Origin of the sequence: Desulfoferrobacter suflitae, assembly GCF_022603395.1 — a bacterium.
In the GTDB taxonomy this organism is placed as follows: Bacteria; Desulfobacterota; Syntrophobacteria; order Syntrophobacterales; family Syntrophobacteraceae; genus Desulfoferrobacter; species Desulfoferrobacter suflitae.
The window spans coordinates 140390-152624 of sequence record NZ_JAIBKA010000003.1; the positions used below are offsets into that span (position 1 = coordinate 140390).

Consider the following 12235-nt stretch of genomic DNA (forward strand, 5'->3'; position numbering starts at 1 on the left):
GCGTCACATGGGTTCTGCACCGGAAGAGTAGGGGACGTGCTGCAGCTGAACCCCCTGCTCTTTTGCTGCTTGCCATAGGAGGCGGCTTTCCTGGCGCTTTTCCTGATCGTCCAGCAGAACAAAATGAATTACCGTCCGGTACCTTGTCATGCAGTTCAGGTCCGCCGGTCCATCCAGTATGAGCACATCGTCATACCGCTCGAGGGGTAGGCATGCCGTGGTGATGACCACCGGTTCCGCAATGTCCTGCGCTGCCGCATGAGTAATGATGCGGTGGGGCACAAAACTCCCCTGGGAGAAGGTCCAGAGAAGCTCATCGAGGGTTTGAGCCGCCATGGTTGAATCGGTCAGAACGTGTACTTTACGCCCCGCTTCACAGAAGCGCTCGACCCATCGGCATAGCAGGGTGCGCTTCTCCTTTGAGCGGGTTTCCACGAACAGGATCTGGGCGGTTTCCATGGGTCACACAGAATTTTCCAGCCGAGGGCATGGGGTAATCAGGCGAGATGCCGACTCAAACCGCAGGCGCCGTCATTCTCTGCGGCCGCCAAACAATCTGAGCAGCAGCAGGAACAGGTTGATGAAATCCAGATAGAGCCGCAGTGCGCCGATGACGGCTCCTTTGCGCTCCATTTCTGCATTGCCGAAGCCCTGGTAGGCCATCTCCTTGATTTTTTGCGTGTCGTAAGCGGTCAATCCAACGAAAACGAGGACACCGCCGATGGTAACCACCCAGTAAATGGACTCACTGTGCAAGAAAAGGTTGACTACCGAGGCGAGGATGATCCCGATCAACCCCATGAACAGAAAGCTTCTCCAGGAGGTCAAATCGCGCTTGGTGCTATAGCCGTAAATGCTCATGGCGGCAAAAGTCCCCGCGGTGATAAAAAAGGTGCTGGCAATGGAGGCCTGCGTGTAGGCGAGGAATATGGCGGATAGGGTTAGTCCGTTGAGGGCCGAATAGATGAAAAACATGAGCGCGGCGGTGGAAGCCTGAAGGCGGTTGATGGCGGCGCTTAGCGCTATCACCAATCCCAGTTCGACAGCGATCAGTCCAAAAAACACCATGGGGGTTGCAAAAATGAGTTGCAGCATGGATTGGCTGGAGGCTGTGAACATGGCCACAAGTGCGGTGGTGGCGAGGCCGATTCCCATCCAGTTATACACCCGGCGGATGAACTCACTCTGGAGTTCTGCCGTGCGTTCTCTTTGGTAGTAAACTTCATTGTTCATTTGAGTGATCCCTTCTTCAATGTATACACCTGATGTGGCCCTTTACCGGAATATATACTGGTTGAGGATAAAAGGGTACCTTTTTGCCTGTCAGCACGTCAAATGGAAAGCCCCGGCAACGTCTTTCCCTTCCGCCCATAGTCTGTTGAAGGTCTCAACGGCAACGGCAGTGGGCTGTTCAATGAGCTCTATACCGGCTTGTGCCAGAGCTGAGCGCAAGGGATCCTCCACCCGCATGCGTCCCGGCTTTCCCGTACCCACCACCAGGACTTCCGGGCGGGCGGCAAAAATGTCGTCCATATCGAACACTGCAACACTATGGCCTTGGCTCCGCCACCAATGTGCAATCACTTTTCCCCGGATCATCTTAAGATCGTCCCTGTATTGCTTGCCGCCCACGACCATGCTGCCGAATTGATAATTGTCAATCATCGCTGTCGACCTCCTTGAGCTTCAGCAAAGCACCACGCACACAAAATATGACTGCTCCACAATTCTACCGGCGGCAAGTCTTGTGAATCGCTTCGACGGAATGGACGCCGAAGTGCTGGTTCATTTCCTCGAAAAACGCCGGGGTTGGGTTGACCTGCAGCTTCGAGCTGAGGGCGATGACCGCCTCGGCTTTGTCCTTCACATTGAGATGCAGGAAGGTTTTGCACTCGCCCGAATGGGTGATCAACAAGTGGCGCAACCGTGTCAAACCATCACGATCGAGGTTTTCCGCCTTCAGGTGTATGCGCAAAGCCTCTACACTATGGATTTGGGCGTCTTCAATGGTGACGATCTGATCGGCGATGACCTTGGTTCCTTTTTCGTCATGCTGCACTTTACCGATGACAACGCGTGGTTCGTCGCCTTCGAGCAAGGGCCTGGCCTGCATGAAAACGTTGGCGAAAGCCACCACTTCCACAATCCCCTGTTTGTCCTCGAGGGACAGAAACGCCATCCGATCACCCTTTTTTGTAGTGATTTCCTTGATGACACCCAGCATGCCGCACAGCACCACCTCAACTCCCTCATTCTTCTCCTTGATGGATTGCGTATCCGCCGAGCACAGGGTGGCAATCTGGCTCTGGTAGAAGTCCAGGGGATGTCCGGAGATATAGAACCCCAGCGCCTCTTTTTCGAACTGCAAGGTGGTGCGATTGTCCCAATCGGGAACGTCGGGAAGCGAGGGGGAGGGCACCTTCTTTTGCATTCGCAGCAGGTCGAACATATTCATTTGCCCCGATTGACGATCGCGTTGCACCATTTGGGCCTTTTCCAGAGCATCATCCAGAGCCGCCAGCACCTGCGCCCGATTGGCATGAAGCGAATCGAAGGCGCCGCATTTTATGAGTTGTTCGAGCACCCGGCGATTCACTCTGGCGATGTCCACCCGTCGACAAAATTCATAGATCGACTGAAAAGCGCCCTGTTCTTCACGGCTGTTGAGAATCACTTCGATGGCGGCCTCGCCCACGTTCTTTACGGCCCCCATGCCAAACCTGATCCTGCCCGCGGTTACGGTGAAGTCCTTGCTGCTGGCGTTGACGTCCGGCGGCAGAATTTCAATCGCTTTCTCACGGCACTGGTTGATGAGTTTGACCACCTGATCGGTGTTATTGAGGAAGCTGTTGAGCAAGGCCGCCATGAATTCGACCGGATAGTGTGCCTTGAGGTAGGCGGTCTGGTAGGCGATCAGGGCGTAGGCGGCGCTGTGTGACTTGTTGAAGCCGTAGCCTGCGAACTTTTCCATCAAATCGAAGATGTGATTGGCTTTGGCCAGATCGAGTTTGTTCTCTCTGGCCCCGGCAAGAAAGCGGTCTCTTTGCTGCGCCATGACTTCGGGGATCTTCTTGCCCATGGCACGGCGCAGGATATCGGCTTCTCCCAGGGTGTAGTTGGCCAGCACACTGGCAATTTTCATCACCTGTTCCTGGTACAGAATGACTCCGTAGGTGGGTGCAAGAATCGGCTTCAAGGTCTCCAGTTCATAGGTGATCTCGATTTGGCCATGTTTGCCCTGGATGTAGTTTTCCACCATGCCGCTTTCCAGGGGACCGGGACGGTACAGGGCCACCAGGGCAACGATATCGGCGAAGTTTTCCGGGCGCAAGCGCACCAGGATATCCCGCATGCCTGAGCTCTCCAGCTGGAATACTCCCGTGGTGTCCGCCCGGCAGAGCAGGGCGTAGGTGTCGGGATCATCCAGCGGAATGTCTTCGATGACGATCTCGACCCCGTGATTTTTGCGGATGAGTTGTACCGCATTGTTGATGACGGTCAGATTGCGCAGCCCGAGAAAATCGAATTTGATGAGACCCGCCTTTTCCACGTACTTCATGGAATATTGGGTGACCACTTCGCCGTCCTGGCCTCGGTACAGCGGCATATAGTCCACGATGGGCTTGTCCCCGATGACGACCCCCGCAGCATGGGTCGAGGCATGGCGGGTCAGGCCTTCCAGGGCAAAGGCGATCTCGAACAGTTCCTTGACCTGGGGATTTTCGCGCTGCTGATCGGACAGTCGCGGTTCCAGTTGAAAGGCCTTTTGCAGAGTCATACCCGGAGCGGACGGGATCAGTTTGGCGATGCGGTCGACATCGTTGTAGGGCATTGCAAGAGCGCGGCCGACATCGCGTATGACCGCTCTCGCCTGCATGGTCCCGAAGGTGGTGATTTGTGCCACGCGATCCTTGCCGTACTTTTCCGCCACGTAACGCAACACTTCCTCGCGCCCGTTCACGCAAAAATCGACGTCAATATCGGGCAGACTGACTCGCTCCACATTGAGGAAGCGTTCGAAGATGAGGCCATGTTCGATGGGGTCCAGATCGGTGATCCCCATGGCATAAGCGACCAGGCTGCCTGCTGCGGAACCGCGCCCGGGCCCTACCGGTATGCCCCTGTTCTTACCGTAATTGATGAAATCGGCAACAATCAGAAAATAGGCGGCGAAGCCCATTTGCCGAATGACTTGAATTTCGTAACGCAGTCGATCTTCGTATTCCGCTTCCTGATCGAATCCCGGCCTGCGTCTTCGAATCTGTTTCAATCTTTTGGCAAATCCGTCCCGGGCCGTTTTCTCGAAGGTTTCCTGCACGTCCTCACCCGGCGCCAAAGGAAAAATGGGAAAATGGTTCTTGCCGATCTCCAGCTCAAGATGACACCGATCGGCAATGACGCAGGTGTTTTTCAGGGCCTGCGGCACATGGGAAAATTCCTTGGTCATTTCGTCGGGCGATTTGAAGTAGAGCTGATCCGTTTGGAACTTCATGCGCTTGTCGTCCACAACGGTCTTGCCGGTTTGGATGCAGAGCAGAATTTCGTGGGCTCTCGAGTCGCTGCGCCGCAAGTAATGACAGTCGTTGGTGGCGACAAGGGGCAGGTCCAGTTCTTGCCCCATGCGAATGAGCGCATCGTTCACCAGGGCCTGCTCGGGAATGCCGTTCGCTTGAATCTCGAGAAAAAAATTATTCGCACCGAAGATCTGGGCATACTCGAGAGCAACTCTTTTGGCGGCCTCTTCCTGACGACGCAGCAGTAATGTTTGAATTTCCCCTTTGAGACAGCTGGAGAGGCCGATGAGCCCCGCGTGATGTTGCTTCAAAAGCTCTTTGTCGATGCGCGGCTTATAGTAAAAGCCTTCCAGATAGGCCAGGGTGACCAGTTTCAGAAGGTTTTGGTAGCCGGTCAAATTTTCCGCCAACAGCAGCAGGTGATAGTTGCGGTCCTCCTCGGCAGCGCCACCGTTTTCTGTCTTACTTTGCCGGTCGAAGCGACTCTTGGGGGCCAGGTAGACCTCACAGCCGATGATGGGTCTGATGCCCGCCTTATTGGCTTTCTCGTAAAATTCCAGGGCGCCGAACATGGTCCCGTGGTCCGTCACTGCTACCGCGGGCATCTTGTAGCTGCGTGCCGTGTCGAGCAGATCCTGCAGTCGTATGGCGCCGTCCAGCAGGCTGTACTGGCTGTGGACGTGCAAGTGGACAAATGAAGTCATGATTCTGCCTCTGCTTTAGATTGCGGCACGGGCTGCTTATCAAAGTTGAACAGCGAGTAGGGGCGGTCGGCTCTCTGCCGCTTGAAGCCGCTCAGAATTCGCTCAAAAGGATGAGCCTGGTCGCTCGGGCCGTCGCTCAGGTCGAGCATGAACGAGCGGAACCCATAGGCGCGCAGCAGTGAGATCTTTTCCATCCAGTTGATGGGGCTCTCGGGATAAATGAAAGAGAACTCCGAGCTCTTGCGATAGAAGTAAGCTTCTTTGCGTGGCGTCACGAAAGCTTTGCCTTCCAGCAGCTTCGGAGTGAGTCTCGATGAAAAAACCGGAGGCCAGGCATACACGATTACACTGGGTATCGCGCCGACTTTTTCCCGACCCAGGTGCTGCAGTTCTGTTCGCGTGATTTCCAGGGACAGGACCGCCTGCCGGCATCCTGCTTCCAACATCTCCGCCAGCGCCGCCGAATTCCTCACATTAAACCGGTGGCCGGCGATCAGTCGGATCCTTTCAGCGGCGCGGAAAAAATCAAAGTGACCCCAGTTGTTCAGCTCCCAATTGACAAAGCCCTTACTCCGATACCATTCAGTCGCCGCTCGATAGTAATCCATTTCCCGCTCGGCGATGAGTGGCGGCAGGGCCCATACCAGGCGCTTTTTTTGCGCTGTCATGAGCCTTTTGCGCGCCAGTTTCTCCAGGTTCGAGCGGCTGGCGGTGTAGAATATCCAGTCGGCGGGGGACTGAAATGCCTTGGCGAGATCGCTCGGCCGGTCCACTTTGATGATCAGCGTATCGGTTGCGGGAGGCTTTGCCGAAAGGGCGGGAAACTCCTGCAAGACTTTGGGATAACCCGGGAATTTGCTGCGGTAGGAGGCGACGCGGCGTCTCTGTTTTTTTACTTCGGCCCAGCCTTTACCCGTCGAGGACGGCTTTGAACCGACCCGAAAGAGCCGTTCGCGCGGCTGAAAGCTTCCTTTGACAGGGATCAGCAGGGTGCTTCCTGCCTGTCCACGGGTCAACGGGTTTCCTTCGGCCGACAGCATGTGAGTTACGGTGAACGCCGTCTTTTCCTTCCCTTCCGACGATTCCGGCCGCAGTCGATCGCCTGCCTCTATGTCGTGGCGCAGGACCACAGCCAACCTGCCGTTCTCGACCGCCTTCACCGTTCCCACCCAAAGGCCGCTTGAGCCGGAACGATGCGGCGTTAAGACCGCCTCACTGTTGTGCTTTTGCAGAAAACCCGATGTCAGGCGCCTGGCAGGTGATTGCGCCAATAGTTCCTGAGCTTCGGCAATGGCCTCAGCCTCTCTTTCTCTGGGTGCGTCCAACACCCTGCGGTAGGCTCTCACCACCTGCCCGATGTAAGCCGCCGGTTTCATTCTTCCTTCAATCTTGAACGCGGCCAGCCGCATTTGCTTTAACCGGGGAAGCAATGGGAGAGCACACAGATCATTGCAGGACAGAAAGAAACCTTGCTTTCGGCCCTGCCGGAAGCGCAATCGGCAGGGTTGCACACAGCGTCCCTGCAAACCGCTGTGCCCGCCTCTAAAACTGCTGGCGAGACACAGCCCGGAAAACGAATAACAGAGGGCGCCGTGCACGAAGACCTCGAGCTCTACCCGGGTTCCTGCGGCAATCTTCTCGATTTCCTCGAGGTTGAGTTCGCGGGCGAGAACCACGCGCCTAGCCCCCAGTTTTTCCAACTGGTTGACTCCGGCATGATTGTGAACGGTGGTCAGGGTGCTGGCATGGACTCGCAGGTTCGGGAAATAATGCCGGATCAAGTAGAAGAGGCCGGGGTCCTGCACGATCACCGCATCCACCGCCAGATCCGCCAGGGCCTGCAGCAGATCCAGGGTCTCGGGCACCTCCGAGGCGGTGATCAGGCTGTTTAGCGCTATGTGTACCTTGATGTGCTGCCGGTGCGCGTAGGGCAGCAGCGAGGCCAGTTCCGGCAGGGTAAAATTGGTCGCCGAGGCCCTGGCACTCCATTGCTTCAGCCCCAGGTAGACGGCGTCCGCGCCGTTTTCCAGCGCTGCGAAAAAACTCTCGATGTGGCCAACCGGGGCCAGAAGTTCAATGCTCATGAGTTGCTTGGTTACTCTTGTTCAAAGACTCTCTGAAAAATGCCGTCCACATGCTTGAGGTGATAATTCAGGTCAAAAACAGCGGCAATCTCTTCGGCACTCAGATGCTGCGTCACTTCGTCGTCCTGCTTGAGCCGCTCCTGCAACTCTCCTCCCTCCTGCCAGACCCGCATGGCGTTTCGCTGCACGAGCCGGTAGGCCTCTTCCCTCGAAAGGCCCTTGCGTGTCAAGGTTAACATGACCTGCTGAGAGAAGAAAAGACCTCCGGTCAGGGCAAGGTTGCGGCGCATGTTGTCGGGGTAGACCGTGAGCTTATCCAGCACGCGGGTCAGCCGAGCCAGCATGTAATCGAGGAGGATGGTGGAGTCCGGCGCAATGATGCGCTCCACCGACGAGTGACTGATATCCCTTTCATGCCAGAGCGCCACGTTTTCCATAGCTGCCAGGGCGTTTCCGCGCAGAACGCGTGCCAGCCCCGACAGATTTTCCGACGCGATGGGGTTGCGCTTGTGCGGCATGGCGGAAGATCCCTTCTGGCCTGCAGCGAAGAATTCCTCCGCCTCTCTCACCTCCGTTCGTTGCAGGTGCCGAATTTCCACGGCGATCTTTTCAATGGTGCAGCCGGTCAAAGCAATGCTGTTAAAAAACTCCGCGTGACGATCTCTCTGGATGATCTGGTTGCTGATAGGTGCCGGTTTGAGAGAAAGTCTTCGGCACACCTGCTGTTCAACAGCCGGATCTATATTGGCATAGGTGCCGACGGCTCCGGAAATCTTACCCACTCGCACTGTTTCTCTCGCGTGCTGCAGCCTTTTCCGGTTGCGCCGCATCTCGGCGTACCAATTGGCGAATTTCAGGCCGAAGGTGATGGGTTCGGCATGAATACCATGAGAGCGCCCGATCATGACGCTGTCTTTGAGTTCGTGGGCGCGTCGCTTGAGTACCCGCAAGAGTTCGTCCATATCGTCCAGCAGGATGTCCGATGCCTGGACCAGCAGCAGCGCCATGGCCGTATCGAGCATATCCGACGAGGTCATGCCCTGGTGAATATGGCGGGCAGCGGGGCCCACATATTCACCCACGTTGGTGAGAAACGCGATGACATCGTGGTGGGTGACCTGTTCTATTTGATTGATTCGATTCACATCAAAGCCGGCTTTCGACTTGATTTGGCTGAGATCCTCCGGGGGAATGACACCTCGTTCTGCGAGAACCTCGCATACGGCTATTTCCACTTCAAGCCATTTGCGGTAGCGGTTTTCCAGAGTCCATATTTGCCCCATTTGCGGGCGCGTGTAACGCTCAATCATGTTCTATTCCTCAGTCTGGATTGCTGAAAACATTGAAACGGCCACCTTGTCAACCAGTGGATTGACACCATTTACACTCATTCTTCAAATTCTTCGGAAAGCTTTTCCATCGCCTGGTTGGTGCCCAGCAACAGCAGCACGTGGTTCTCATTGATCTTGAAATCCGCCTTGGGAATGAAGGTAAAGGCGTTGTCATGGATGTGCTTAACGGCGATGATCTGGAGGCTGAATTGGTTAATGAGATCCAGTTCACGCAGCGTTTTGTTGAGAAACCCTCTGGGCGGGGTCAGTTCAAAAATGCCGTGATCCCCGATGGAAGGGAGGTATTCCAGCATATTCGGGTTTTCGATGTGGCGCGCCAAACTGATGGCCAGATCCTTTTCCGGAAAGAGAATTTCATCAGCTCCCATGCGGCTCAGAATCTGACCGTGTTCCTCGCTCAGCGCCTTGGCATAGACTCGATCCACCCCCATCTGTTTGAGGTGAAATGTGACCAGGATGCTCGCCAGCATGTTCGTTCCGATGGTCACTACCGCCAGATCCACATGGTCGATCCCCAATGCCATTAAAGTATCTTTGTCGGTTGCATCCGCTATGACCGCTTCGTTGAGGTCGTTTTTGACTTTGTGCACGACCTCCTGGTGAAGATCCAAACCGATCACGTCGAAGCCCTTGGAATACAGTTCCTTGGCCAGGTAATAGCCGAAATTCCCCAGTCCTATGACTGCAATCTGGCGCATCCCTCAATCCTCTCATCCGATCATCAAACGTTCTTCGGCGTAAAGAAACCTGGCCCTGGACGGGGCCGGCCGGATGGCCATGGCGATTACCAGGGGTCCCAGTCGACCAATGTACATGATGAGGATCAGTATGAACTTACCCCAGCCGGAAAGGTGCGGCGTGACCCCCATACTCAACCCGACGGTGCCAAAGGCCGAGGTGGCTTCAAAAAGCATTTCCATAAACAACCCCCTGGTTTCCTTGAAAGGGGTGTCTCCCGTCTCGGTAATGAGCAGGCAGGCGGTTCCCAACAGGACAATCATCACCGAAATGACAAAAATGGCAAATGCGCGATTGATGGTTCCCGAAGATATGGCCCTCTTGAACACGTGCACCTGGCCGGAACCGCTGATGCGGGCTCTGCTCAGCGCCAGCAGTACCCCCATGCTGCTGGTCTTGATGCCGCCTCCGGTGGAGCCCGGCGAGGCGCCGATAAACATGAGCATCATGGTGCCCAACAGTGTGATGTTATTCATGGCGCTGAAGTCAAGCGTGTTGAATCCGGCGGTACGGGGCGTAGCCGATTGAAACACGGCCGCGAGCCATTTTTCATCGGTCGAGAGGTCTCTCAGCGTGTCGTTCCATTCGCTGACCAAAAAAAAGATTGTCCCTCCAATGAGCAGGACTGTTGTCATGAGGATGACCATCTTGGTGTGCAACGAAAGCTGATTCCAGAAGTGACTGAATGTCGAGGCTTTGCTGAGGGTGCGGACAATTTCGTGAAGCACCATGAATCCTATCCCGCCCACAACGATGAGGACCAGCAGGGTAGAGTTCACCAGCACATCGCCCCGGTAGTGCATGAAGGAATCGGGAAACAGAGCGAAGCCGGCGTTACAGAAGGCGCTCACCGCGTGAAACAAAGCGTAATAGAAGGCGGTCGGGACATCAAACTGCTGCACGAATCGCATGAAAAGGAGGCCTGTGGCCGCCGCTTCAAAGCTCAAGGTGAAAAGCAGCACACGTCCGAGCAGGGTGTTCAAATCCGCCTGAGGGCTGTGGGTGAAGACGTCTTGAATGACAAAACGCGAGCGAAAAGTGATGGATCCTCCAAAAAGTAAAATCAGCACAGTCGAGAAGGTCATGATGCCCAGTCCTCCCAGCTGGATCAGCCCGAGAATTGTGAGCTGGCCCCAGGTGGAAAACTGTGTTCCAATATCAACCACCGACAATCCCGTTACGCACGTGGCCGATGTCGCCATGAACAACGCATCAATGGGAGAGAGGCGGGAGCCGTTTTGAGTTGGGAATATCAGCAGCAGAGCAGTCCCTGCCAGGATCAGAAACAAGAAGCTCAAAATCGGATAGAATGAGGGTGAAACCTTTTGCACATAGCGCATCGGTGATTAAATCCATGAAAGTTTTGGGCCTGGTCGCGAATTGTGAGAGTCGGATTCTAGCAAAAAAGGTGAGGCAATAAAAGCAAACTGGTGGCGCGGGAGAAAAGTGAAAAATTGAAGTGACCGGAAAGGGTTACCGCCCAATGAGCGGGTGAATTCGAGCAGCGTTTTACAAGGAGGTATTGTGCCGCGGTTAGGTGCCCACATGTCGATTGCCGGGGGGCTGCATCTGGCCTTTGACAGGATGCAGGAAGTGCAGGGCGAGGCGCTCCAGATCTTCACCAAAAACGAGAGACAATGGAAGGCTCCGCAGCTTGGCAGTTCCGAGGTGCAACTGTTTACTGAGAAATGGGCCGCGGTCGGGCGCCCGCCGGTGGCCGCCCATGACAGCTACCTGATCAATCTGGCGGCGCTCGATCCAACCAAGCTCGAGAAATCAATTGCCGCCTTCTGTGACGAACTGCAGCGTGCCGAGGCCCTCGGAATACCTTTTCTCATCTCTCATCCGGGTTCCCATCTGGGGCAAGGCGTTGAAGCGGGTCTGCAGAGTTTTGTCACCCATTTGGACCGCGCCGTCCAGCTTTCCAGGACCTCCACGGTTATGATTCTGATCGAGACAACAGCCGGGCAGGGCACCAATCTTGGTTCGAGCTTCGAGGAGATTGCATACATCTTGGACCGCTCCAGCCATAAGGAGCGCCTCGGGGTTTGCTACGACACCTGCCACACCTTTGCCGCCGGCTACGATCTGCGCACCAGAGAGGATTACGACAAAACACTGTCTCACTTTGATGCAGTGATCGGGCTGCAGCATCTCAAGTTTTTTCATTTGAACGACAGCAAGCAGGGACTGGGATCGCGGGTGGATCGTCACGAACACATTGGCCGCGGCTTTATCGGCCTGGAAGGGTTCCGACTGCTGCTGAACGATGCGCGGTTCAAGTGCCATCCGATGGTTCTGGAAACGCCCAAGGGAAAGGAGCTTAAAGAAGACAAGGAGAATCTGGCAACCTTGCGTTCTCTGGTTGTCAGTGATTACGCTTGTAGCTACAAGGAGGAACAATAAGATGAAAAATAAATGGGTGCTGCGCATTGATGACAGGCTATCCACTGCCAGTCCCTATGGGATCAACCTGGGATTGCAGGAAAGTGAATCAGACAAATCCATTCACCTGATCGGTCCTTGTGAGACACTCGATGATTTTCAGAAAGAAATCGCCCACCTCATTCTTGAATTGAATGAATTGTCGCAGCAGGCGAAACAAAAATTGGAATCCTTTGCTCGGCAACCGGGGGCTCAGCCAGCGGTTGATGCGGCACAAATATGGAAAGAGCTGGAAGCGTGCGGGACGGATCATGAAATGTTCGCGCTCTTCAATTCCTATGAGCCGGTTCAGAGGCAGGAAGTAGCGGAATATGTCTTCACTCACGTCAATATGTTCAAAGGGCGGGGCCCGGTATTTTCCGAACACTATGATGCGGCTTCCCATCTGTTGGACTAGA

10 protein-coding genes are annotated in these 12235 nt (G+C 55.2%); 2 read left to right on the forward strand and 8 right to left on the reverse strand.

The window, feature by feature from the left end; all coding sequences use genetic code 11:
• Window positions 1–3: 3 nt before the first annotated feature.
• The 8 genes from K1V27_RS06085 to K1V27_RS06120 form a co-directional block, all read right to left on the reverse strand.
• Window positions 4–459: a DNA polymerase III subunit chi gene (locus K1V27_RS06085; protein ID WP_258928702.1), complete on the reverse strand. Its 456-nt coding sequence runs from the start codon at window positions 457–459 to the stop codon at window positions 4–6.
• A 72-nt stretch (window positions 460–531) separates the two neighbouring features.
• On the reverse strand, window positions 532–1233 hold the full coding sequence (locus tag K1V27_RS06090; protein ID WP_258928703.1) for a Bax inhibitor-1/YccA family protein: 702 nt from the start codon (window positions 1231–1233) through the stop codon (window positions 532–534).
• Window positions 1234–1323: 90 nt separating this feature from the next.
• The gene (locus K1V27_RS06095; protein ID WP_258928705.1) at window positions 1324–1665 is read right to left on the reverse strand and encodes an Mth938-like domain-containing protein; all 342 of its coding nucleotides are present in this window, start codon (window positions 1663–1665) and stop codon (window positions 1324–1326) included.
• A 64-nt stretch (window positions 1666–1729) separates the two neighbouring features.
• On the reverse strand, window positions 1730–5218 hold the full coding sequence (gene dnaE / locus K1V27_RS06100; RefSeq protein WP_258928707.1) for a DNA polymerase III subunit alpha: 3489 nt from the start codon (window positions 5216–5218) through the stop codon (window positions 1730–1732).
• On the reverse strand, window positions 5215–7302 hold the full coding sequence (locus tag K1V27_RS06105; protein WP_258928709.1) for a peptidase U32 family protein: 2088 nt from the start codon (window positions 7300–7302) through the stop codon (window positions 5215–5217). The genes dnaE and K1V27_RS06105 overlap by 4 nt, the downstream gene beginning before the upstream one ends.
• An 11-nt stretch (window positions 7303–7313) precedes the next feature.
• The gene (gene purB, locus K1V27_RS06110) at window positions 7314–8612 is read right to left on the reverse strand and encodes an adenylosuccinate lyase (RefSeq protein WP_258928710.1); all 1299 of its coding nucleotides are present in this window, start codon (window positions 8610–8612) and stop codon (window positions 7314–7316) included.
• Between the two features lie 77 nt (window positions 8613–8689).
• Window positions 8690–9352, reverse strand: a complete 663-nt coding sequence (locus tag K1V27_RS06115) for a potassium channel family protein (protein ID WP_258928711.1) — start codon at window positions 9350–9352, stop codon at window positions 8690–8692.
• 12 nt (window positions 9353–9364) lie between these two features.
• Window positions 9365–10732 carry a TrkH family potassium uptake protein gene (locus K1V27_RS06120; RefSeq protein WP_258928712.1) on the reverse strand — a complete coding sequence of 456 codons (1368 nt, stop codon included), beginning with the start codon at window positions 10730–10732 and terminating at the stop codon, window positions 9365–9367.
• 184 nt (window positions 10733–10916) lie between these two features.
• Here K1V27_RS06120 and K1V27_RS06125 point away from each other — a divergent pair, with 184 nt between their 5' ends.
• Window positions 10917–11798, forward strand: coding sequence for a deoxyribonuclease IV (locus tag K1V27_RS06125; protein ID WP_258928713.1), 882 nt, complete (start codon window positions 10917–10919; stop codon window positions 11796–11798).
• Window position 11799: 1 nt separating this feature from the next.
• On the forward strand, window positions 11800–12234 hold the full coding sequence (locus K1V27_RS06130; RefSeq protein ID WP_258928714.1) for a hypothetical protein: 435 nt from the start codon (window positions 11800–11802) through the stop codon (window positions 12232–12234).
• Window position 12235 lies beyond the last annotated feature (1 nt).